Source organism: Acetobacter sp. A11-2 (assembly GCF_040208445.1).
GTDB lineage: Bacteria > Pseudomonadota > Alphaproteobacteria > Acetobacterales > Acetobacteraceae > Acetobacter > Acetobacter oryzoeni.
Genome location: NZ_CP157843.1, coordinates 2,836,154 through 2,859,419, shown reverse-complemented (window position 1 = coordinate 2,859,419; position 23,266 = coordinate 2,836,154). Strand labels below are relative to the sequence as shown.

At 54.9% G+C, this 23,266-nt stretch carries 27 protein-coding genes and 1 tRNA gene; 22 read left to right on the top strand and 6 right to left on the bottom strand.

What is annotated here, in order from left to right; translation table 11 throughout:
* From ABNV41_RS14000 to ABNV41_RS13895, 22 genes are all read left to right on the top strand, one after another.
* Window positions 1-1,278 carry a phage portal protein gene (locus ABNV41_RS14000; RefSeq protein ID WP_349934813.1) on the top strand — a complete coding sequence of 426 codons (1,278 nt, stop codon included), beginning with the start codon at window positions 1-3 and terminating at the stop codon, window positions 1,276-1,278.
* A gap of 1 nt (window position 1,279) precedes the next feature.
* Window positions 1,280-2,239: a S49 family peptidase gene (locus tag ABNV41_RS13995; RefSeq protein WP_035354387.1), complete on the top strand. Its 960-nt coding sequence runs from the start codon at window positions 1,280-1,282 to the stop codon at window positions 2,237-2,239.
* Entirely contained in the window at window positions 2,240-3,589 is a 1,350-nt protein-coding gene (locus tag ABNV41_RS13990) for a phage major capsid protein (RefSeq protein ID WP_349934812.1), read from the top strand.
* Between the two features lies 1 nt (window position 3,590).
* Complete coding sequence (locus tag ABNV41_RS13985; RefSeq protein WP_339077726.1) at window positions 3,591-3,824, top strand: hypothetical protein; 234 nt, start codon at window positions 3,591-3,593, stop codon at window positions 3,822-3,824.
* Window positions 3,825-3,863: 39 nt separating this feature from the next.
* Window positions 3,864-4,538: a phage head-tail connector protein gene (locus ABNV41_RS13980; protein WP_349934811.1), complete on the top strand. Its 675-nt coding sequence runs from the start codon at window positions 3,864-3,866 to the stop codon at window positions 4,536-4,538.
* Window positions 4,538-4,861, top strand: coding sequence for a hypothetical protein (locus ABNV41_RS13975; protein WP_063353587.1), 324 nt, complete (start codon window positions 4,538-4,540; stop codon window positions 4,859-4,861). Before ABNV41_RS13980 ends, ABNV41_RS13975 begins: the two co-directional genes overlap by 1 nt.
* Window positions 4,861-5,301, top strand: a complete 441-nt coding sequence (locus ABNV41_RS13970) for a hypothetical protein (RefSeq protein WP_349934810.1) — start codon at window positions 4,861-4,863, stop codon at window positions 5,299-5,301. Before ABNV41_RS13975 ends, ABNV41_RS13970 begins: the two co-directional genes overlap by 1 nt.
* Complete coding sequence (locus ABNV41_RS13965) at window positions 5,298-5,744, top strand: hypothetical protein (RefSeq protein WP_349934809.1); 447 nt, start codon at window positions 5,298-5,300, stop codon at window positions 5,742-5,744. The genes ABNV41_RS13970 and ABNV41_RS13965 overlap by 4 nt, the downstream gene beginning before the upstream one ends.
* A gap of 42 nt (window positions 5,745-5,786) precedes the next feature.
* The gene (locus tag ABNV41_RS13960; protein WP_408871361.1) at window positions 5,787-7,097 is read left to right on the top strand and encodes a phage tail tube protein; all 1,311 of its coding nucleotides are present in this window, start codon (window positions 5,787-5,789) and stop codon (window positions 7,095-7,097) included.
* A gap of 92 nt (window positions 7,098-7,189) precedes the next feature.
* Window positions 7,190-7,624, top strand: a complete 435-nt coding sequence (locus ABNV41_RS13955) for a hypothetical protein (protein ID WP_050819256.1) — start codon at window positions 7,190-7,192, stop codon at window positions 7,622-7,624.
* Between the two features lie 35 nt (window positions 7,625-7,659).
* Window positions 7,660-8,022 (top strand): hypothetical protein, encoded by a 363-nt coding sequence (locus ABNV41_RS13950; protein WP_349934807.1) that lies wholly within the window; start codon window positions 7,660-7,662, stop codon window positions 8,020-8,022.
* Between the two features lie 4 nt (window positions 8,023-8,026).
* Entirely contained in the window at window positions 8,027-8,758 is a 732-nt protein-coding gene (locus tag ABNV41_RS13945; RefSeq protein WP_349934806.1) for a hypothetical protein, read from the top strand.
* Window positions 8,751-14,297: a phage tail length tape measure family protein gene (locus ABNV41_RS13940; RefSeq protein WP_349934805.1), complete on the top strand. Its 5,547-nt coding sequence runs from the start codon at window positions 8,751-8,753 to the stop codon at window positions 14,295-14,297. The genes ABNV41_RS13945 and ABNV41_RS13940 overlap by 8 nt, the downstream gene beginning before the upstream one ends.
* A 15-nt stretch (window positions 14,298-14,312) precedes the next feature.
* Window positions 14,313-15,905 carry a hypothetical protein gene (locus ABNV41_RS13935; RefSeq protein ID WP_349934804.1) on the top strand — a complete coding sequence of 531 codons (1,593 nt, stop codon included), beginning with the start codon at window positions 14,313-14,315 and terminating at the stop codon, window positions 15,903-15,905.
* Complete coding sequence (locus ABNV41_RS13930) at window positions 15,881-16,714, top strand: hypothetical protein (RefSeq protein ID WP_349934803.1); 834 nt, start codon at window positions 15,881-15,883, stop codon at window positions 16,712-16,714. Before ABNV41_RS13935 ends, ABNV41_RS13930 begins: the two co-directional genes overlap by 25 nt.
* Window positions 16,715-16,741: 27 nt before the next feature.
* Window positions 16,742-17,053, top strand: coding sequence for a hypothetical protein (locus ABNV41_RS13925; protein WP_019089530.1), 312 nt, complete (start codon window positions 16,742-16,744; stop codon window positions 17,051-17,053).
* Window positions 17,054-17,263: 210 nt separating this feature from the next.
* Window positions 17,264-17,821 carry a lysozyme gene (locus ABNV41_RS13920; protein ID WP_349934802.1) on the top strand — a complete coding sequence of 186 codons (558 nt, stop codon included), beginning with the start codon at window positions 17,264-17,266 and terminating at the stop codon, window positions 17,819-17,821.
* Complete coding sequence (locus tag ABNV41_RS13915) at window positions 17,818-18,000, top strand: hypothetical protein (protein ID WP_349934801.1); 183 nt, start codon at window positions 17,818-17,820, stop codon at window positions 17,998-18,000. Before ABNV41_RS13920 ends, ABNV41_RS13915 begins: the two co-directional genes overlap by 4 nt.
* Window positions 17,993-18,304, top strand: coding sequence for a hypothetical protein (locus tag ABNV41_RS13910; RefSeq protein WP_019089526.1), 312 nt, complete (start codon window positions 17,993-17,995; stop codon window positions 18,302-18,304). The genes ABNV41_RS13915 and ABNV41_RS13910 overlap by 8 nt, the downstream gene beginning before the upstream one ends.
* A 41-nt stretch (window positions 18,305-18,345) precedes the next feature.
* The gene (locus ABNV41_RS13905) at window positions 18,346-18,726 is read left to right on the top strand and encodes a hypothetical protein (RefSeq protein ID WP_064776282.1); all 381 of its coding nucleotides are present in this window, start codon (window positions 18,346-18,348) and stop codon (window positions 18,724-18,726) included.
* A 1-nt stretch (window position 18,727) separates the two neighbouring features.
* Window positions 18,728-18,928 carry a hypothetical protein gene (locus ABNV41_RS13900; protein ID WP_349934800.1) on the top strand — a complete coding sequence of 67 codons (201 nt, stop codon included), beginning with the start codon at window positions 18,728-18,730 and terminating at the stop codon, window positions 18,926-18,928.
* The gene (locus ABNV41_RS13895; RefSeq protein ID WP_003631211.1) at window positions 18,925-19,047 is read left to right on the top strand and encodes a hypothetical protein; all 123 of its coding nucleotides are present in this window, start codon (window positions 18,925-18,927) and stop codon (window positions 19,045-19,047) included. The genes ABNV41_RS13900 and ABNV41_RS13895 overlap by 4 nt, the downstream gene beginning before the upstream one ends.
* A gap of 7 nt (window positions 19,048-19,054) precedes the next feature.
* Here ABNV41_RS13895 and ABNV41_RS13890 read toward each other — a convergent pair whose 3' ends face one another.
* From ABNV41_RS13890 to ABNV41_RS13865, 6 genes are all read right to left on the bottom strand, one after another.
* A complete protein-coding gene (locus ABNV41_RS13890) occupies window positions 19,055-19,363 on the bottom strand; it encodes a BrnA antitoxin family protein (protein WP_349934799.1) in 309 nt (102 codons plus the stop codon).
* Entirely contained in the window at window positions 19,347-19,610 is a 264-nt protein-coding gene (locus tag ABNV41_RS13885; protein WP_003631209.1) for a BrnT family toxin, read from the bottom strand. Before ABNV41_RS13885 ends, ABNV41_RS13890 begins: the two co-directional genes overlap by 17 nt.
* Window positions 19,611-19,753: 143 nt before the next feature.
* Complete coding sequence (locus ABNV41_RS13880) at window positions 19,754-20,971, bottom strand: transposase (protein WP_349934798.1); 1,218 nt, start codon at window positions 20,969-20,971, stop codon at window positions 19,754-19,756.
* Between the two features lie 269 nt (window positions 20,972-21,240).
* Window positions 21,241-21,317, bottom strand: a tRNA-Pro gene (locus ABNV41_RS13875).
* A gap of 78 nt (window positions 21,318-21,395) precedes the next feature.
* Window positions 21,396-21,980 carry a TIGR00730 family Rossman fold protein gene (locus ABNV41_RS13870; RefSeq protein WP_050818923.1) on the bottom strand — a complete coding sequence of 195 codons (585 nt, stop codon included), beginning with the start codon at window positions 21,978-21,980 and terminating at the stop codon, window positions 21,396-21,398.
* Window positions 21,981-22,044: 64 nt separating this feature from the next.
* Window positions 22,045-23,262 (bottom strand): MFS transporter, encoded by a 1,218-nt coding sequence (locus tag ABNV41_RS13865; RefSeq protein ID WP_087651656.1) that lies wholly within the window; start codon window positions 23,260-23,262, stop codon window positions 22,045-22,047.
* Between the last annotated feature and the right edge of the window lie 4 nt (window positions 23,263-23,266).

The window sequence follows — 23,266 nt, the reverse complement described above, 5'->3', positions numbered from 1 at the left end:
ATGGGGCTTCTGGATTTCCTGCGTGGATCTGGGCCGCCGGTATCCGCACGCCGGGAGCCTCGCCTTCATGCGGAAGCTGGTGTCAGCTCTCCTGCTGATAATTTTCAGGCAGGTGGGCCGTGGGTTTCGTTTCCAATGGGTGGGCCTTCCCGCTCTGGCGTGCTGGTCAATGAGCGCACCACGCTTTCTCTGCCTGCCGTCATGCAGGCCCTGCGCATCCTGTCTGGCGTGTTTGCCATGGTGCCGATGCACTATTGCCGGCACGATGGCACCGGCACGCACCGGCTGACGGATGATCCGCTCTATCAGCTGATGAACGGGCGACCAAATGACGCGCAAAGCCGCTTCGCTTTTCGGGAAATCCTGATGAGTGATCTGCTGATGGCCGGAAATTTCTACGCGTATGTCTCGCGGGATGCCTTTATGCGGCCTGTGGCACTTACGCGGCTTGATCCGTTTGGCACATTGCCGTTGCAGTCATTCGAGCGGGCAACCGGGCAAAGCATGTTTTATGATACCACCCTGCCCGATGGCTCATCCGGGCGCTTTGCGGCGCGTGATATCTGGCACGTTAGCGGCATGAGCCGGAACGGCCTGCAAGGTCTTAGCCCTATCGCCTACATGAAAGAGGCATTTGGCGAGAGCATCGCTACGGCCACCTATGTGCAGAATTACTGGCGCAATAATGGCCAGCCGCCAGTCATCATGACATCGGATAAACCAATTGACCCTGGGTCGCGTCAAGCCATCAAGGAGGATTGGCAGTCGCTCTATTCTGGCCCCATGAATGCAGGCACGCCAGCGGTTCTGGGGAGCGGTCTGAAAGCCACCTACATGCCCATGAACAACAAGGATGGGCAGCTGGTGGAAACACGCACTGCCCAGGTGCTGGATATTGCGCGTGCATGGGGTGTTCCGCCGCATCTGATTTTCGAGCTGTCCAAAGCCACGTTCGGGAATATTGAGCAACAGTCTCTGGAATTCGTGATCTATCACCTTGGCCCGCATTTCGCACGCGTGGCGGATAGCGCCATGCATGCCTTTGCGGATACAGGCTGCATTTTCAAGCATGATCCGTCTGATCTGCTGAAAGGTGGCTTTCTGGATCGCGCTCAGGGTGTTTCCGCTCTCCGTAATGCGGGCGTGATGAACACGGATGAGGCCCGCAGTAATTTCGATCTGAACCCCGTAGGCGGTGATGTCGGATCTGAGCTGTGGCGGCCAATCAATATCGGTGTGGCAGGCGAAACCCCAGCCGGAACAGAATCAGGAAACTGACATGACACGATATTATGCGCTGGAAGCGATCAGGGCACAGCCCTGGGCGATTCTTCCCGCACATCTAGGCGCTATTGAGGCCATTGCTGCCCGTGCGCTGGAAACCCCCGTGCTGGACGTTCTACGAGCTGATGGGCATGCAGAACGCTATCAGACGATGCTTTCAGCCGTGGCTGATACCGGCAAGCGCATGAACGGCACAAACAACGTCACGCTCAACAAGCAGGGCGTTGCCACCATCCCTGTCATGGGGCCGATTTTCCCGCGTGCCAATCTGCTGACAGAGTTTTCAGGTGCTACAGACCTCAGCAGCCTGTCGGCAGATCTTCAGGCGGCGCTATCCAGTGCGGACGTCAAGCAGATCCTTATGGTGTTTGACAGCCCCGGAGGCGTCACAACGGGTGTGAGTGACATGGCCAGCCAGATTGCGGCGTCCAGCAAGCCTGTCACGGCCTTTGTGCCCGGTATGGCTGCATCTGCCGCCTATTGGCTGGCAAGCCAGTGTTCCACCATCCTGATGGATAATACAGCCCTGGTTGGCTCCATCGGTGTGGTTATGTCTGGCGCAAAACAGGTGGAGCCAGACGCAAACGGCATGATGGAGGTGGATATTGTCAGCTCCAATGCCCCTAACAAGCGGTTGGACGTCACATCCGATGATGATCAGGCGCAGATCCGCACCGTGCTGGATGATCTGGAGGCCGTATTTCTCCAGGCTGTCGCACAGGGCCGCCACACATCGGTGGACAACGTAAAACAGAATTTCGGCCAAGGCGGCATGAAGGTGGCAAACAGCGCCATTTCAGCCGGAATGGCCGATGGTATCAGCACGCTTTCGGCCACCTTGGCCAAGCTTGGTGCCGCAAACCCTCCAAAAACGCCGGTAAAATCCGCTCCACGTCGCGCCGCTGCAATGGCGGATCTGGAAGCGCGCCGGAAACTCGCAGAAGGACACGCGTAAATGCCCGTTCGTGACCGCATCACAGCACTCCGCAGTCGTCAGGCCGAAGTGCATACCGAAATGGACAATATTCTGGCTGAATCAGCAAACAATGAGACTGGCGATCTGACGGAAGAGCAAACCGCGGCATATGACCAGTTGCGGGCAGAAGATGATCGCCTGACAGCCAGTATTGAGCGAGAAACTGACATGGAGCGCCGCCGTGCAGCAGCTGCGCGTCCGATTGCGCCTCTCCCTGCAGGGAACCCCGGTAGCCGTTCTACGGTTCCGGCTCAGGCTGAGCAAAAGCTTGCTCCTGGCATCAAGTTTTCCCGTCTGGTGCAGGCTGTTGCTGCCACCCGTGGTGAAGGCGGCATGCGTGCTGTTCTGGATTTTTCAGAAAAAACGTGGGGCTCCACTTTCGCTGCCGCTGCGGCTGACAACATGGAACAGTCCGTGGATGTGCAGGGTGGCTTCCTGGTCAATACCGATTATTCCACAGATCTGATTGAGGCCCTGCGCCCTGCTGTGGCTGTTCGGAAAATGGGTGCGGTTTCGGTGCCGATGCCAAATGGCAATCTGACTTTCCGTAAGCAAACCGGCACATCTAATGCCCAATGGCTGGGTGAACGCGCGCCCGTGCCAACATCAGCACCGCAGGTGGATATGGTGGCAATGAAGGCCAAGAAACTGGGGGCGTTGGTGCCGATCACCAATGATCTGCTGCGTTACAATTCGATCCAGACAGACAATCTGGTGAATAATGACGTCACGCGTTCTGTGGCTATTGCGGAAGATCAGCAGTTCATTCGCGGGGCAGCTTCCAATTTTGCGCCCGCTGGTCTGCGTTACCTGGCTAATGCCGCCAATGTCATTGCAGCAAATGCCACAGTAAACGTGCAGAATGTGCGCAATGATCTTGGGAAACTCCGTCTGGCACTCACCAAGAATAACGTGCCCATGCAGTCTCCGGGTTACATCATTAACCCGACCCTGGTGGAATTCCTGAGTCAGCTTCAAACCGCCACAGGCGCTCTGGCATTCCCTGAAATTGCAGATGGTCGGATTGGCGCTTTCCCCTATGCCAGCACCACTTCTGTGCCTGATAACCTTGGCACTGCCGGCAATGAATCTGAGCTGTATTTTGCAGACTTTGCCCAGATCCTGATCGGTGATGCTTTCCAGACCACGTTGGCCGTCAGCACACAGGCATCTTACGTGGATGGCGCAGGAGAAACGCGCTCTGCGTTCCAGAATGATGAAACGCTGGTGCGTGTGATTGAGGCTGTGGATCTGAACACGCGTTACGATAGCGCCATTGCGGTGCTGACGGGGGCTGCATGGTTCCCTGGCGCAGTTGCGGGGCAGTAAAATGAAAATTGTGACCTTTACAGACCGTTGTGGCGGCATTGGTGCCGTTTACAACAAGGGTGATGTAGGCATGTTTCCAGATAACGTGGCTGATGGCATCGTGGCTGCCAAAAAAGGCACTGCAAAGCCGGTGCCTGAACCGGAAGAAACGGGCCAAAAAGAGCCGGAAACACCTCAAAATGAGGAAAAACCGGCTGAAAATGAGCCAGAAACGCCAGAAAATGGCAAATCCTAACGGTCTCCATATGGAGGCCGTTTTTGTTTGGGGTGCAGTATGACAGTTGCAGTCATTACACCTGCCGAAAAAACAGATCTGGTAACGCTGGAGAGTGTGAAAACATATCTCCAGATCTCGGATGACAGCCAAGATGCCCGGCTTGGGCAGCTTATCACTGCTGCATCTGGCTGCTTTACCGATTATCTGGGGCGTCCGTTGGCGCTCCAGACCTATCGGGAACGCTGGACGCTGCGTGGGCGCATTCCGGGCGTCAATCTGTCCAATGGGCCTGTTGCCACCATTCTATCTGCATCTGTGGATGGGGTGGCATGGTCTGGCCCGCTGGATGAATGCGATGTTGACCGCAAGAACGCACGCATCATGGCATCTGCATTCCTGCCGCCACGGCAAATGGTTTTCCATAGGCCTGTTGTGGTAGATATCACCTACATAGCGGGCTTTTTGCTGCCTGGTATGGATATTCCTACACCAGAGAACCCGCTCCTGGCCTTGCAGGTGCAAACCCTGCCCGCTTCTGTGGCTTCTGGCTGCCTGAGCACCATTCAGATGCTCAGTTGCGCCGCTGGGCGTGACCCACTTCTGAAATCAGAAAGCACGCAAGGGGTGGGCTCGGCATCTTATGGCACACTAGATCCTACCATTGGTGGGCTAACGCCTGATGCAGTTGGTGCATTGGATCGGCTTGGCATCGCTGCCGATTGGATGGTCTGATGGGCCAGATTACCGAAACCCGCAAACGGCTGCTTGCCAGAAGTGGCCGCCAGATGGTGCTCACGGCACGGGATGGCAGCAATCCGGTCACGTTGCGTGCATATGCACCGCCGCCGCAATCTTCACAGCTGGCAGACGGCATGCCCAAGGCGGCATTCATTGCCCAGACGCTGGCGGATGAACTGAATGCGGCCAACGTGACGCCACGGGCACAATGCTACCTTCAGGATGGCCCCAAAACCTACACGCTGACAGATGCCACGCCCGTTTATGACGGGGCGAACATCTGCGGCTGGACGCTGATTGCAGCAGGAGGCGACTAATGCCCTCGGAAATAGTCTGGAATGATGCCTACGCCCGCGCCAGTGCCGTGGCAGAAAAGCTGAGGCTGCCGATTGGAGATCCGCTGACATGGGATTTTTCCAGTAATCTGGAAGCCTTTGCAGCACTGGATCTGGCTTCAGCCAGCATAGAAAGTCTGGAACTAGGTGATAAGCAGGCACAGGAAAGCGGGCAGATCTGCATCATGCTCTGGATACCGCAGGGCAAGATGAACACGCCCACCGTGTTGTCCATCATGAATGCGTTTGAAGCGGCCTTTCGCACCCAGCCGGTAGATCCGGATAAACGCTGGCCAGCTGGTCTGTTTTACGATGGCCAGAATTATACGCCACCCTCTTTTCTTGCCCAGACAGGTAACTGGTATGTCGCCACGCTGATGGTGGATTACCGCTGGCAGAATATTACGGAACAAACCTCATGAAATTCTTTCCTCTTATCGAAACTGCCGCCAATTCTGGAAAGTTTCAGCTTTCCGGCGCTGCTGTAGAAGCCGAAAGCACCACTGCTGCTCTGGCATTGATTGCACCCACCGTTGGTGCAGGCCTGCGCTATGGCGCGTGGCTGTATCATGAAGTGCGCGGCCTGCCGGATTTCTCGCCCGTAACGGATGCCGAAAAAGGCAAAACATATACGGTTCTGGCGCAAGTTGGCGGCACAGATCAACCGTGGGTGGAAGACGGGCAGCAGCTTGTTTCTACGCTGTGCGATGCGTCCAATCTGTGTTTGTCCATGTCGCAGTATATGGGTTTCCGCCTTGGCCTGATGCCGGTGGATGAAAAACCCGTAGCAGCGCCGGCAACATCTGGCACTGAGGCAACACCTGCTTCCAGTGAAACAGAAAGCGCGGCAACACCTGCCAGCTAACGCTGATCCTGTCTCCATTCTTTCAACGTAGGCCGCCTTCGGGTGGCCTTTTTTATTGAGGTAATCATGGCTTTTACTGGAGCCACAGCAGGTTTGGCCGCCGGTGCGCAAACCAATGATACGCGCATGGATTTTGCGCTAGAATCCACCTATGCCACGCCACCTACCGGAAACTATCAGGCGCTGCGCATTACGGGGGAAAGTTTTTCTCGTGCAGAGACAACCGGACGTCCGGAAGAAATCAATTCCATCAAGGAAGTTTCTCAGGATGTCGTCACGCAGGTTTCTGCATCCGGCACCATTTCCGGTGCGCTATCGTCGGGCACGTTTGATGATCTGATTGCCGGCGTCATGGGAGCTGATTGGTCTGCCAATGCCGTTTCAATGGGCAATCCAGGCGGTGATGTTCTGCATGCCTCTGATAGCACATTTATGAATGGCGTAGATTGTTTGCAAACAGCAGACGTGACCAGCGCCAAAAAATTTCCTGCAACAGGAAATCTGATCATTTCTGATCCATCCTGCGGTTTTGTGATCAGCGTGCCATATACCAAAATTGATACCGTTTCCGTCCCCAATGCAGCGGTTTTTGTTTTTGGCAGCGGCGTGTTGAATTCCGCAGCCCCGCTATTGAAGCAGTGCTACGGATTGGCCGACACTGGCTCGATACATCTTGGGGCAAACAGCACGTATTTCATTCCCAGCCTGTTGAACGGTAATCTGGATAAAACGTTTACCATTCGCAAAAAACTGCTTGGGCAGTTCCTGATGTATCCGGGCAGCCTGATTACGCAGGTGCAGTTCCAGTTGCAGCAGGCGCAGTTTGGTACTGTTAGCATTGATGCCACCAGCGCGAATGAAGTGCAGTCCACCACGGATATTGCGGCTTCTGTTCTGCCTGCGCCATCTGGCGTGGTGCATAACTCGGTCAACAATTTCCTAGGCGCTACCGTTTTTGGAAAGTCTCCACAGGGCTGCCTGACTCAGTTTACCTGCACACTGGCGCGTGATGGCTCCGCCAATGATTACGGCATGGGCCACGCAGATGCCTGCGGCGTACGTTCAGGGCAGTTTACTGCATCTGGGAGCCTCGAATTCTATTTCCGCAGTTGGGATGAATACAACGCGGCGCTGGCAGGCACACAGGGCACCATCATTGTTAAAACAGTTGATGATGCAGGCAACGGTTACGCCTTCATCTTCCTGAATGCGGCATTGCGGAACGGCAAGGTGAACAGTTCGCAAACCAATCAGACCGTAAAGGCATCGTTTGATATTGCAGGCAATCCGGCAACGGGCGGTGGCACGTTTGCCATCATGCGCCTGACGGGCGTTACGCCTACCGGCTCCTGATCGTTCCTTTTCACCAAAGCAGTTTCGCAAAGGGTCGGCATAATAGTCCGGCCCTTTTTCATTCGTACCCACAACTCACAGGGTTTTACACAATGGCCAAAATTTCTGCATTTACCCGCAACGCTGCTGCAATCGCTGAGGGCACACCCGTTACCGTTGGCGTGACAGACCAGTTCACTATCATCACCAAGGGCATGACAGCAGATTATGCAGACCGTCTGTGGGCTCTGCGCCGTGCTGCTGCCATCCGTTACAACACCGGCCTGTCTGCAACGGATGTGCCGGTAGATCCCAACAACCTGCCACCTTCCATGGATGATGCGTGTCAGGCGCAGGCGCTGAGCGAAAAGTGCCTGATTGATGTGCAGGGTCTGGAAAACGATGATGGCACCCCGATTGATATCGCCACCTTCAAGGAAATGATCACGCACCGCGAAAACCGGGCGTTGCTTGCTCTGGCATTGCAGGCTGCGGCTTCTGTAGGCCGTGCGACCAAGGAACAGCTTCAGGCCGCTGAGGGAAACTGATCGCCGCCCTGCGTTGGCATCTGGTGGATGGGCCAATGGCAGGGCGTTGCGGCGTGCTGCCACCGCCAGCGCAGGATTGGGAGGCATGCGATGCGTGGCTGCGGAAAGTTGATCCGGAGCCCGCCAACATGCTGCCCTGGCGGTGCTGGCATGGCGTGGCTGGCACGCGCCTGCATCGGCCAGAGGGTTTTGGCGCAGGTATGGGGGCCATCCGTAATATCGCCTATCCGCAGCCACTGGCTGATGCCGAGATCCTGCGCTGGTGTCAGATGCGCCGGCTGAGCGCGGCGGAAACAGACTTCACGTTCCATCTCGTCAAATCAATGGATCAGTTTTTTCTCCAGATCCGCAACCAACAGATCACGGAAGATCTGCAACACACGTTCAGGAAAAGATAGCATCATGGCACGGGCACGTATGGCAGACGTTCTGCGCAAACAGATCATTGTCTCTGCGCGTGCAAGTCTATCATCTGCTGCTCTCCATAAAGCAGCTGCTGATGCCTGCCGTGCCAATCGTGATGAACTGATTGCATCCGGGCGTGCCTCCAGCACATTCCGCACAGCTGTGGATGGGCATGTGGGAGCTGATGAAGAAAGCGTCAATCTGGATGGTGGCATTGTCCGCTACGTGTTTTCCTATCTGGCGCAGGCCGTAGCGTTTGCCCTGGAGTATTGCCAGACGCATTCGCCAGTGCACAGCGGGGCCTATCGTGACAGTTGGGCGGTGCGTGTGAATGGAGAGTGGTGGACACGTCCGGCCGCCACCATTCAGCCAGGCAGCACGGTGGAAATCGTGAATACCATGCCCTATGCCCGCAAGATTGATACGGGTGGGCAGATGACCAGTGTGCCGCCTGGAATAGTGGAGGCCGCACGGCAAGCGGCCATGAAACAATATCCCACACTCAAAATTGCCCGCAAATTCCTGTCCTTGTCAGATGGGCGCGATGCCCGTGGCGAACACCTGCCATACATCCTGAAGGCGCAGGGAATTGAAAGCGGCCTGACATTTTCCAAGAAAAGCGGGTTTGAACGTCTGCGTAAGCCACGCCGGAGCAACCGCAAGGATCGGCAGGCCGGGCAAGTCATGACGTATCCTGCTCTTGTGCTGACGGAGCCTTCCAATGGCTAAAGTTTCTGAGGTTATCAATGAAGTCATCACCCGTTTTGTGGTGGATGATCAGACTGCACAGCCCACGGAAGCCGCTGGTGCACGCATAGATGCGCTACAGGATAAATCTGACGCGCTGGCAGAAAGCGGCAAGCGCATTGGGGAAGCATTTCAGGAAGGTCTGGAGACTGCCGGATCTGCTGCAAACAACACTGTTGAAGCCGTTATATCCGGCACCGGAAAGCTGGAAACCAGTGCGGGGCGTCTGAAGGATAGTGTAGATCAGATCACCCACGATGTGCAGCTGGGTGCGGGTAATACAGAAAAAGCCCTGTCCGGTGTTGGTGAAGCTGCCGAAGATACGGTTACAGCTGCGGACAAAATTGGCACGTCATTCAAAGACAGCCTGAGCGATGCCACCAAATCTGCTGAAGATCTGGTGACGGTTATCACCCGTAGCGCCACCAGCGCGGATAAGACCTGGCAAAACTCGGCTGCGCGGACGGGTGACAGCATTTCCAAGATCCAGCGCCAGATCCGGCTGGCACAGGATGAGTATGACCGGCTGGATGCCCGTGGCGTTGAGGCCATCGGAAGCGGCAGCACCAGTCCGGAAGATGTTACGCGCGTTCTGGATGCCCAGCGCGAAAAGATTGATGCCTTGGTGCAGCAGGAAGCAAAGCTGCGTCTGGAACAGACTGCTACGGCAGAAACCTTCACCAAAATGGGTGAGGATGGTTCCAGTGCGTCTGCTGTTCTGGAAAAGCTCTCTGCCGCTGAAATGGCAGAAGTCATGTCCCTGCGCGAGCTGCGGTCTGCCTTTGAAAATAACCTGCTTTCCCTAAATGGATACCGCAAGGGCGTGCAGGATATCACGGCAGATTATGCCGCCATGCAACGTGCCTCTGATGGTGCTCTGTCCAGCATTGCCAGCTCCTACCAGAGCAACCTCAACAGCAATCTGGGCATCAGCCTGCCCAGCAATGATCAGAGCGCATCCCGTCTGGAAGATGTCACTGGCGCGTTTGCAGATGCCGATGCCATTCGGGCCAAGATTGTGCCACTGGCAGCAGCTGAACGCGATTATGCAAAAGCTGTGACAGAAGCTGATAGCGCGTTGGCAACCGGCATCATTAACCAGCAAGAATATGATGCCTATGTGGGCAAAGCTACGGAAGGCCTGAACCGCCAGAAAGCTGCTTTTGGCGGCAATGCTGCTGCGGTCAAGCTGACCTCATTCGAAATGGGTATTCTGGTTGATGAAACCCATAAGTTTTTCGATCAGGTAATCGCTGGTGGCAGCCCCTTGCAGGCCGCGTTCTATCAGGTGCCCAATATGGTGCAGGTGATGGGCGGTCTGGATGGTGCGCTGACACGCGTGATAGGCGGATTGACTGGGCCGGCTGGCCTTGTCGTGGCTGCAGGTGCTGCCGGTGCGGCCATTCTTGGCGTAGGCAAGTATGCGGAAAGCGAACAGGAAAGCCTTGCGCAACTTTCCACCCATCTGCGTGCCACGCGGGCTGATTACAATGATATGGCCACATCTGCTGAAAATGCTGCCCGTGCACTGCATGATCAGTATGATGATATCTCGCTCTCAGACAGCCGCAGCACGGTGCAGACCATTGCGGCTGTGCCTACGGTGGATGCCAGCCAGATCCAGCGTCTGACAGCAGACAGCCGGGATCTGGCTGCCGTTATGAACACCACGGTACCAGATGCCGCCAAAACATTGGCAGCAGCACTGGAAGATCCTGCCAAGGAAGCACAGGCGCTGGCGGATCAGCATTTGCCCGGCTTCAATGCTGGGCTGGTGCTGAGCGTGCAGCATATGGTGCAGATGGGGCAGCAGGCTGATGCCGTTTCTCTAGTGATCCAGAAGCTGGAAAGCGCCATTCATGGGGCTGCCGATCAGGGATTAACGCCATTTCAGGCAGCATGGCGCAGCCTGAAGGATGAAATGGGCAGCGATTACAGCGCCATGGCATCTGAGGCGCGTAGCATTGGAGATCTGTTCGTCTCCATGGCTACATCGGGAATCAACAGTCTGACGGATCTGGTCAAGCTGCTGAAACAGCTTCCGGATGAACTCTCTACCGTCTGGAGTAGCATCAAATCTGGATCATCTAGCGGCTTTAGCTGGCTGGAAGGCAAGATCGAAAGCCTGATGCCTGCCAGCGTGCAAAAGCTCATGGCACAGGGCAACACGGCAGATCCTACGTTCTCCATGCCCAGCAATCCGGCAACATCTGCCACGCATGTGCAGGCAGATGGCGGCATCAAGTCCGTGCAGAGCATGATTGATCAGGTGGCGCAGGAACAGCACCTGAATGGTGATATCACCAGTCTGATGCACGCTATTGCACCTGCAGAAAGCAGCACGGGCCAATACCTGAACGGCCAAGTGGTGCGCTCCAGTGCAGGTGCCATTGGCGCCATGCAGGTGAAGCAAGACAACGCAGCCGGGAATGATCTGACAGATCTGCACGGCAATGTTTCTGCCAGTGCGGAATATCTGGTGCATCTGTATGACAAATACGGCCATAACCAAAATCTTGTAGCGATGGCCTATAATTGGGGTGAAACGGCGCTGGATGAATATATCAGCGGCAAGCGCACAACTATCCCCAAGGAAACATCTGATTATGTCACCAAGGTTACGGGGGGCAATGCATACGGTGCTGTTGAAAGTGCCCGGATGGATCAGTCTGTTTCGTCTCAGGTATCAAAGGGTGATCCAAGCGTTGCTGGGCAGCAGGATGATTTAACCCGCTCATTGCAGGGCGAATACACTGCTCTGAGCAATCTGAATAAACAGCATCAAGCTAACAAAATCAGCGATGAGCAATGGGCGAGCCAAACCAAAATCATCAATGCCCAGATTGACAGCACCAAGGCCTCTCTCGCCAATCTGCGTGATCCCTTGCAGGAAGTGGATCATTCGCAAACGTTGGCCGCGCAAAGTGCATCTGCCTTAACGGGTTATGACCGGCAGATGGTCAGCGTGGCGCAGGAAGTGGATCAAGCACAGCTTTCGTTGAATGGGGCGCATGCGTCTGCAGCTCAGATCTTGGCAGCGCAGGCGCGTGAGCAATCCATTCTGGCTGATGCGTGGCATGCCAGCACGTCTGCCATGTCAGATCAAACACAGGCGCTGGATAAGGCTAATGCGGCCTATGCAGATGGCAGCATGTCTGCACAGGATGCGGCTTCTTATGTGTCTGCCTATACGGATGCAGAAAATAGCTTCCAGAAAGGCACGCCGCAGTTTGTGCAGGCCATGCAGGAGCGCATCAGTGCCGCCAAGGCCCTGACGGTTGCCCAGCAGAACACCCAGATGATCGGGCAGACCAATCAGAACAATGATCAGGTTGCTATCTTGCAAACTGAAACATCCCTGATTGGCTCCAATGATGATGCACGCCAGAAGCTGGTGGCACATATGGAGGTTGAACAGCAGCTCTACCGGCAAGGCATCCCGCTAACGGATAAGTATGCGCAAAACTTGCTATCCAGCACGGATGCCCTGTCTGATGCCACGGTGGAATACCAGCATCAGCAGCAGGTTATGGATGATTTCACCGGCTCCATCAGCGATATGGCGGATCAGCTGTCCGATGGCGTGGTGCAGGGCTTTGTGCAAGGCACATCGGCAGGCATGTCTTTCAAAAGCATGTTGCAGGGTGTGGAAGCATCGGTTGCCAGCGTGATTGCACGCTTTGCCCTTATCAATCCGCTGCTCAACAGCATTGATGGCGGCACGCGCACCACACTGGCAGATCTGGGCAATCTGTTTGGCAAAGTTGGCGCAGGCAGCAATACTTCCAGTGCCAGCAGCATTCTGTCTGGATATGGTGAAGGGAACGACATCACATCATCCGGCTGGGCCTATTCCCCATGGGAAGCCCTGAATGTGAAAAACCAGATCAGCAACCCGGCCGGATCGGCCGCAAAAAGTGGCGGCATGTTTTCAGGTCTGGAAAACCTGTTTTCTGGCAAGGCGGCTGATGGCAGCGGGATCTTCAGCAGCGTTGGTAGTGCTGTTTCCTCCATCGGCTCTTACATGGGCATGGCGGGTGCGGCCTTCGGCATTGGTGATATGGCCTATAATCTTCTGTCGCAGCTCTTTGCCAAAAGGAAGAAGGATTATCAGTATGTTTCCGTAGGCAGCGATGGGATGCTGGATATCAGCGGCCATGTGTACAAGCATATTCACGGCAATGATAACGTGGCGTCCGGCCTGCAGAGTGATCTGGACAACATCAACAATGTGTTTGGATATACCGGGGTTTCCGCCACAAACACGGATACCATTGGCAAGGTTGGCTGGTCTAAGAAAGGCAAGAAGTCCAAAACATACAGCCTGACAGATCTGCTGCCTGATCTGGATCTGACCAGTTCAGACGCCACCATGCAGCAGGAGCTGAAGCAGCTCATGCCGACCAGTTTCGATAGCGTGGGCACGTTCACGCAGGATCTGGAAAGCCTGAAAACCCTGGCGGATGCGCTGGACAGCATGAAAGTGTCTGTCTCAAAGTTTGATGATAGCTCCCATGTCACGGTGGATCATTTCACCGGCTACACGGGAGATATGGCCAAAGCGCTTTCAACGCTGGATGGTGGTACCTATTCCGTAGATGACCTGCAAAGCAAGTTTGAGGCCATTGAGGAGTTTGTGGGCACCACAATGCCAGGGCTTCTGGATGTTACGGCATCCGGTTCCGAAAGCCTGATGCAGCAGGTGGATGATCTGAAGCAGAAATACCAGGACGCCGCCAACACGGCAGCATCCTACGGTCTGGATGCCCAGGCATTGCTGGATAAGGGCAATGCCATTGCGGCCATGATGATTGCCAATGAGCAGACCACGCTTTCGCAATCTGATCAGTCCGTGCAGGCGCGTTATCTGTCTGCCACGGGTGATCAGGAAGGCGCAGATCTGCTCAATCAGCAGGTGAGTGCAGCACAGGAAATCCAGCAGCTACAGGATAACTGGCGCAGCTTTCTGGGTGACAGCTTTGCCGATAACGTCACCTATCAGCAGCAGTTGACAGATCTGGAGAAAACCCAGAATGCCGAGCGGTTGCAGATCCAGAAGGAATATCAGTCTGAAGCAAATGAGAAGCTGGAGTCTGTTTTTGACAGTCTGGATACCTATGAGAAAGGTCTAATCACATCTGATGCGTCACCTTTATCGGTGGCGGATCAGTACAAGGCGGCTAACGATAATCTACATACGGATTATCAGGCTGCTTTGGGTGGAAATTATGACGCCTTGTCTGCGCTCCAGACTGACATGCAAACCTTCCTGTCTCTGTCTCAGAAATTCAATGGTGGCGGAGCAGCCTATGTGTCTGATTTCAATATGGTGCAAACCATCGTCAAGGCACTGGGCGGTATGGATCTGACCAAGGTGCAGACCGATGTTCTGAACAAGATCCAGCAAGAGCAATCCGATGGGCTGCAAACATTGGCATCGCTTTTGCAGGATCTTCTCAAAACGTCTGTGGCACAGCTGCAGGAAACACGCTTTCAGGCGCAAAAAGACGCCGCAGCCTAACGGGATATCATCACAATGCAGCAACGCTGTTTTCTGGGGACGCTGGCTTTCGGGCCTGCGGCTTCCCGCACGACCACATGCCTGTCTTCTGGCGGGTATGTGGATGTTGCCACCGGCACGAAATATCCGCCCATTCTGGCCAGCCTTCCTGACGTGGACAGGGAACTGGATATTTCAATTTCCGGTAGCAGCATGACGCAATCGTTCGGACAGCTTACGGTCAATCTGTCCGATGGTGTGGCTGATAGCATGAACGTGCGCAACCACACCGGAGATCTGTCCATCCTGACCGGCCTGCGCAGCTATGACATGGCACGCGGCTGGTGGTCAGATCCGGCACTCTCTGCGTGCCAGCCTCTGTTCACCGGCTCCGCCACGGCATGGCGCACCGGGGCCACGCAAGGCACGCTGACACTTTCGGGGCCTGCCGTGCTCTCGCGCCAGTTGCCATTGGCAACCTATGCTGGCACTGGCGGCGTGGAAGGTGGATCAGACCTGACAGGCCGGGTAAAGCCGCGCCTGCGGGGTTATGCCTTCAATATCACGCCGGTCTGTGTGGATACCGTCAATCAGATCTATCAGGTCTCTGATGGGCCATTCTGGATGGGCACGCAGGGAAACCAGCCGGATCTGACCGTGCTGGAAGGCGGTGTGCTGGGCAGCTGGTCTGCCACATCCACAGATGGCAGCTGGTCATATGCCGGCATGGTCAGTGATATCACCACCGCAGATCCGGCCGCTGGCACCTATGTGGTGGAAAGCTCCAGCCGGGGCGCGTTTTTCCGGCTGGGTGGCACGCCGGTTTATGCCATTACCTGCTGGGCCACTGGCGTGATGCCTGATGGCACGTATGTGTCCAGCCTGCCGGATATCGTGCGGCAGGTGCTGGTGCAGGATATCGGCATTCCGGCGGCATCCATTTCCAGCACATGGGCGGATCCGTTCGGCAAGGTGGATAGTGCGGCCGGCGCGTTCTGGGATGGCTCTGACAGCTATACCGGGAATGACATGATCACCGCCCTGTTGCAGGGAAGTATGCGCAAGCTGGCTGTTGCGCGGGACGGCACGCTGAAGCTGATCGGCATTACAGACAGTTTTTTGCAGCTGGTGCCGCAACAATGGGAAAAGCTGGCGGTGCTGCCTGATGAGGTGATTGACATCAAGGAAACAGATCTGCCGTCCGAACTGGCGCTGCCTCTCACCTGCGGGCGTTGCACCTATAGCCGCAATTACACGGTGATGAGCACCAGCACGCTCAGCCCGAAGGCGTTTCTGTCCACCCTGCGCACGCAGCGCAGTGCTGTCACTGTGGGCACGGATAGCCCAACGGTGGAAGTGGTCAGCCCGCCCGAAGTGCTGACAAGCCTGCGCACGCAGGCCGGAGCGCAGGTGGTGGCGGATGTCATCAGCAACCTGTGGACGGTGGCAGACCGGCGCGTGTTTTACGTCACGCTGCCGTTTGAACGCCTGTTTGATTTTGAAATGGGGGACGAGATTGTGCTGTTTGCCAATGTGGACGGCCTGCGCGATGGTCTGGGCGGTCTGGTTGTGGGTGAAAGCTGGCGTGGCTCCAGCGCAGGCCAGTGCGTGCTGACGGTGCTGGTCTGATGCAGAATTGTGCGTTCGGCCTGAATAATCTGGTCAAGATCGCTAGCCTTAGTGGCTCGGCGTCCTTCTATGCAGGCGTTTCGGCCGCCAAGGATTTCTCACCCAATCAGCTGGCTACAGACCAGGGCAACACCACGGCGGCGTTCTGGTCTGTTGGGGATAGCAACAGAACCGCATGGTTTCAGGCGCAATGGAATGGTGCCCAGACCATGCGGGCCTTCTTTGTGGGGCGCTCCAACCTTGGCCAAGCCGCAACGTGGCAGCTTGTGGCCAGTTCTGGCGGCAATACGGTGTATTCCGCCTCTGGCAGCTTTGCCACGCTGGGCGGCGTTGGCCCGGTGCAGATGGTGCATGTGGCACCGCAGGACATTCAGGCCGATACGGTCAAGATCACCGTCACCAGCAATGGCAGCGCATCGGAAAGCTATATTTCCTTGTCTCTGGCCTATATCGGGCCGGTCTGGCAGCCAGTGCGCAACATGAGCACCAAGAGCACCACCGGGCTGGATAGTTCCGTGACGGTGAATACCGGCATGAGCGGGGCCGAGTTTGTCACGCCGGCATGGATGCGGCGCAAGGCTGTGGTGGATCACGAATCTCTGGATCTGGCGGACGTGCCGGTGCTGGAGCAGATCCTGCTGCTGGGCGCATCTGGCACCAATGTGCTGTTTGTGCCTGATCCGGATGCCGATGCCCCCACGCTGAACCTGCGCAGCCTGTTTGGACGCATCCAGCGCGGAGATCTGAGCAACCCCTATGGCGCTGCCCTGCGGCAGCAGACCAGCTTCACCATTACCGAGCGGCTTTAGGCCGCTTTTTTTGTATCAGGACACATTATGCCCACAGCAGAAAACGATGGTGCAGATCTGCGCACCGTCCTGGCGAAACTCGACACCATGCAAGGAGATCTCAGTGAGGTGAAAAAGGATCAGCGAGAAGAGCGCGATGCCCGCGTTGCCCTGGCGGCACGCACGGATGCGCTGGAAAAGCGGGATACGCTGATTTTATCCAAGATCGACAAAATGGCGATTGATGATGCCGAACGCGCCGGTGCCACGCGCCTGACCATGTGGGTTGCCAGTATGCTGGGGCCAACCGGCATCGCAACGCTGGCCGCGGCGCTTTATCACCTGTTCAGCCATCCCTAGCTGACTGCGCGGTTTGTCAATGCAGAAGTATTCAGTTCTGAACAGTTCTGAAAAACTCTGAAAAACTGAAACACGCCCATATATGAAGCCATTCCAAATGGCTGTTGTCTGAGGGTTTTGCGCTCTAGTGGACTAAATTCAGCCATACAGTCTGCAAACTCGTCCACTCCGGCCGCCATTGAGCGGCCTTTTTTGTATCCGGAAAAACAGATGAATGATTCCATCCAACTGGCGGCATGCCTGTGCCGCAAGTTCGAAGGCCTGCGCCTGCATCCTTATGTTTGCCCGGCAGGTTACTGGTCTATTGGTTATGGCAATCGTGCCCTGGCCAACGGGGCCGCCGTAACTGCCAAAACTGCGCCCATTACGCAGCAGCAGGCCGAAGCCCTGTTGGTTTTTACGTTGGCAGGCCTGCGGGTAAAGCTGCGCCAGTTGGTGCGCACGCAGCTTTCGCCAAACCGAGAAGGTGCGCTGCTGGATTTCCAGTATAATCTGGGAACAGCAGCGCTGGCAGGTTCCACACTGCTGAAATATCTGAACGCGGGCCAAGATATTGCGGCCAGTGATCAGCTCCTGCTGTGGAACCACATGCACCGCAACGGCCAGCTGATTACGGTGCCCGGCCTGACGGCACGGCGTCATGCGGAATGGCTGCTCTGGAGCGGGGTTAATCCGTGTGATCCGCAGCCAGCAGCGCCTGCACCCTCCCCTACTTCCACAGATCAACTCAACGCGGCGGAAATCGACCGCGTGAAGGAAAACGCATGAGTGAGCGAGATCCTCTGTCCCGGCATGAACTGGATTGCCTGGCAGATCTGCTGTTCGACCGTTTGGCCCAGCGCCTGCGGCAAAGCGGCTTTCGGCTAAATGAAGAAAACATCGTCATCGAGCGCGTGGATATCATCAACACGCTGCCCGTGAGCCTGCGTGGCGCTGGCCATGGCTGATACACCAACAGCCAAAACCGCCCTTGTCCAAACGGCAAAGGCCGGTGGCATTGCCAGCACCTTACTTGTGGCTCTCACGCAGCTTCCCCAGCCATATGCCCATTGGGTGGAAATTGGCCTGAGCGCAGCAGCCATTCTGGGGTTTATGGCAACACAGATCCCAGCACCGCCTGCCGGTTCCAAGCTGTGGCCGGTTTACCGGGTTCTGAACGTTTTTGCTGCCAACTGGGGCCAAGCCGCCAACGCAGCCATTCTGATGCGCACAAAGGCTGCGGCCACGCCATCAGAGCCAAAGGCTAACTGAAAGTTAGCCTTCTCATCTTCATCTGAGAAAGACGATCCGAAATGAAAAAAGCATTCCTTGCATTGGGGCTGCTGCCCCTTCTGGCCGCCTGTGGCGCAACACCGCAGGCCAAGCTGAACCAGACCGTTTTCGATGTGGACAGTTCCTACCACGTTCTGGCGCAGCCGATTCCTGATGCCATTAAAGGCAACGTGCCGGGCATCGTCCTGACGGATACGCAAAAGGATATTGCCAAGCGGGCAAGCCAGACCGTGTTCAATGAAATTTCGTCTCTGGAAACCTCCATTGAGAACGGCAACAGCATCACCCAGACAGGTGTGAACGCACTCCAGACCGATTTTCTTTCATTCGAAACCTGCTGGGCAGGCCTGAAAACCGGCACCACGCCGGATGCCTGCGCAGCTCTTGGCGGGAGCAAATAACATGAAAGCAACAGAAGTCAGCGCCATCTTGGGCGTAGTGGGCACCGTGGCCGGTCTGGCCGAGAAATACGGGCCGGAAGTGTATGAAACGGTCAAGGAAGCCCTGGAGCAATCCAAGAGCAAGACCGGGCCGAGTGTGGCGGATATTGAAGCCATCTTTGCCAAGTGTAAGGCCGATAACGCGGCCATCCAGTCCGCATGACGCCGGATTTTGAGTGCGGCATGATTGTTGGTGGCGGGGGAGTTTTCCTCGCCACCATTATCTTTGTTGTAGGCTGGCACGCGCTGGTGGTGCGGTCGGATTTTTGGCGGAATAGTTAGGGAAAAATTATCTAGTCATACCAACAGCTTGCCGCAACATATCGTTAACTCTGCGCTGCCAACCGGGGCCATCCTGCTTCAGCCTGTCAATCAAATCAGGATCAAGCCGGATAGATACCAGCCTTTTGGTAGGTGCTTTTTGTGGCCCGCGCACCCTGCGCTGCGCTGCTAGTTCTGGCACGGCTACGGATGCGGGTTTGGCATTGAAGAAATCCTCAGCAGTCAACTCCGGGCTATCTGCATCCAGAGATATACCCCGATTGATCAGGGCATCTTCCTCATCCGTAGGTATGATAAATTCAGGTTTGCGCGGCATAGAGCTTTGCCTCCCGTTTGTTGGCCTTTCGCAGGCTGATGATGCGGACGATACGTGTTTCAATGCTGAAAACCAGCACATGCAGGCGGAGATTGATTGGGGCAACGGCAATGAGGCGGGGCTCATTTGCGCTGCGGCTTGTCATGACGAGCGCCATATCCCACTCGAAGTTTTCAGCAGCAGAAAAATCAACGCCATGCTTGGCGATGTTGCTCTGGCGCTTTGCTTCGTCCCAATCGTATCTCATGTAAATTGTATATACAAATAGATGATTTATGACAAGCAAATTGTATATATATTTTACCTAATTTAAGGGGGCTGCCCAACTATTTATGGAGGCAGTAATTTTGACATTCTCCCCGCCCTGAAGGACTGGGATTCTGTTGTTTCTCACTGGCGCGATGCCAGCAAAGATCCAACTGAGATTCCTGCTTCGAGGGCGTGCTGGCGCAACGCCTCCACAGGCAGCAGGCCGCTGTCCACGGCCCGTTTCACAATAACCGCCGATGCATTGTCATCGGCATTCTCTGCATGACCGCAGCGAACACACACGAACCGGCTCTGACTGACCCGGTTCTCAGCCGCAGTGTGGCCGCACTTGCGGCACTCCCGGCTTGTGTTTCGCGGAGAGACATCCAGACACTGTCCGCCACGCTCCGCAGTCTTGTAACCGCAAAACTGGCGGAGCATACCCCAACCTTGGTCGAGAATACTGCGGTTCAGCCCAGACTTCTGCCGGACATTGCGGCCCGGTTCTGCAACCGTACCGGAAGCAGACCGCACCATGTTGCGGATCTTCAGATTTTCAAACACCAGCGTGCCTTGATTCTCGGCAAGAGAGTGAGAAACCTTATGCAGAAAATCCGCCCTGACCCGGCGCACTGTGCGGTGCAACCGGGCGACACGCAAAACAGACTTCCGGCGGTTCTGCGACTCCTTCTTGCGGCGGGCGACAACCCTCTGTGCCCGCCGCAATTTCTTCATCGCCTTCCGATAGGCGTCAGGGCCTTTGACACGGCCCTGACCCGAAACCGCAACCGTGGCAACCACGCCACGGTCGATCCCAACTGCCGGGAGAATCTTCTTTTCCGGCTCTGGCAGATCATACTCATACTGGATCGCTGCATACCACTGTCCTGCGTCACAGCGCACCGTGACGTTGCGGATAACACCCGGAATACTCCGCCAGCCACGGAATCGCACCCACCCAAGCTTGGGAAGTTTCAACCGGCCACCATTGCGAGTCAGGCGCTCATACGGAGCGCTCTTTCCATCCGGAAAGCGGAAGGAATCTCCCCGCGACTTCTTCCGAAATTTCGGGAAGCCTGCACGGCGGGCAAAGAAATTCCGGAAGGCCTTTTCAAGGTCACTCAAGACCTGTTGCAGAACCTGAGACGGACAAGCCTTGAGCCAGTCCACTTCAGACCGCAACTGCGTCAGTTCTTTCGACTGACTGAACCTGTTCAGGACATGCCGCTGGCCCCAGGTCTGGCGCTGTTCCAAGGCCAGATTCCACAGAAAGCGTGTCGCACCTCCGATCTGGCACAGAAACTCTTCCTGTGTCAGTGACGGATACAAACGGACAACATGTGCTTTCTGAATTTTCATTATTGTCTATTGTAGAAAATCAAAGACAAAACAGTCAATGTCACAGTGCCTTATATCCCCGCCCTGAAGGACGGGGTTTTACGGCAGATACGATAAACCAAGAGCCGCCATAGGTAGCGGACAGGCTCTTGGCTATCAGCTCTATATCGCAAGTATGATCAGATAACGATACCGTACCTTATATATAAGGTACGGGCGCATAAACGCGGTATTGTGTTCACATGATAAAGTGAGCACTGTTGTTTATGTCTATTTTTTAAGGGAAAGTCTGGTCGGAGTGAGAAGATTCGAACTTCCGGCCCCTGCGTCCCGAACACAGTGCTCTACCAGGCTGAGCTACACTCCGATTACACGCTGCCTATACAGCGCTCTGGCCTAAGAGGCAAGAGTAGAAATGAGACTTCCTACCCTTGCACGCCTTATTTTACATCACATCCATACCCAATGCTTCAGCTGGCTCCGTAACACGAGAGCATTCAAGAGCTGCGGCGGCATTAGGCACAACACTTAGCAGAGATCTTGCATCTACTGAGGCAAAACCCTGTTTCACAGCCTCATCAAGCATAGCTACAACCTTATCGCCCCACCCATCTACGTTAATAAGCACGATGGGCTTATCGTGGCGCTTAAGCTGCTTCCACGTCAGAATTTCCAAAAGCTCCTCAAACGTTCCAAAGCCACCGGGCAAAACCCAAAAAGCATCGGCCCGTGAAAACATAATTTGCTTACGGGTATGCATGGAATCCGTAACAATCAGCTCTGAAACTTCTTCATTCATCTTTTCTCGGGTTTTCAGAAACTCAGGAATAACACCCGTAACGCTTCCACCTGCCTGAATAACGGCATGGGCCACAACGCCCATCAAACCATTTGCACCGCCGCCATAAACCAGACGGATTCCTGCTTTGGCCAACTCTTTCCCTGTTTCCTGCGCTGCCTGCTGATACACAGGCTTAACACCCATACGGGAACCACAGAATACGGCGACTGCACGCACATCAATTGTCATTATTTCTGTTCCTCCAAATTAGTTTCTAAAGTTTTAAGTATCTGTCTGTTACGGTAAAATGGAATTATCCATTTTCCTTACGATAAACAAAAGCACATATTCCCACACCTAAAAGGCTCATAAGTGCTGTTGTCAAAAACAATCCCTGATACCCCCAATACGGGATAATAAACCCTAAAACAGGCCCAGATAAGCCAAGAGCTATATCAAGAAAAACAGAAAAAGCGCCTATGGCAATCCCTTTATTTTCTGGCTTGGTATGGGCCACAGCCCCTACCCCCAAAGCTGGAAATAAAAGTGAAAAACCGACACCCGTTAGCGCGGCCCCTATGTTTGCCCAAATAGGTGAATGCCCCATAGCCAATACACATAAGCCCAAACTTTCTATAAGTAAGGAAACCAATGCAACAACTGTGCCACCACGCTTTGTTATCTGAGTGGTAAAACCAAAACGTGTCAAAACAAAAACACATCCAAAAATAGAGAGTGCTGTTGCAGCACCTTTCCAATTCTGGTCAGCAAAATACAATGTCAGCAAAGATGAAATGGCACCAAACCCAATAGAACCTGCAGCCAAAGCCATGCCATACGGTGCAACCTGACCAAAAACTGTCATAAAGGAATGGCGTTTACCCGGTGTAGGTGAAAGGGGTTTAACTGCTAGCTGATGCCACGCCCATGGCACCCCTGAAAGCAGCATAAGCATACAACACAAACCTATGCCCAGAAAACCACCCAGCGCAGCATGAGACTGGTAAATTATCATTGCGATAGGTGCCCCTAACGCAATGCCCCCGTAAGAACAAACACCATTCCAAGAGATCACACGAGCAGTCCCGGGTGTACCTACTCTTTCGATGTTCCAGACAATAACACCTGTTGCTACCCAGCTTTCAGAAATACCTAAAAAAATACGGCCTAATAAAACAACAGCTAAAGCCCCTACAGGCCATGCCACCAGGGAAGGTGCAAGCATGATAAACAAACCAGAAAGCGCACCCAGAAAAAGCCCAGCAATAACAACTTTTTTAGGCCCACGGGTATCTATCCGATGCCCTGCTCCAATACGGGAGACAAATGTGGCCAGATACTGAACGGAAACAGCAAACCCTGCGATTGCAGAACTAAACCCCAGTTGTTCTTTTACGAACAACGGCACAACAGCCATTTGCAAACCGATTTCTATATAACACAGCAAAGTAAAAACTACGATGGCAAAGATAGACCATAGTGTTTTTCCTACAGGCTCTGAAGCTCCTTCGATGTCATTATTTCCGTTCATTACA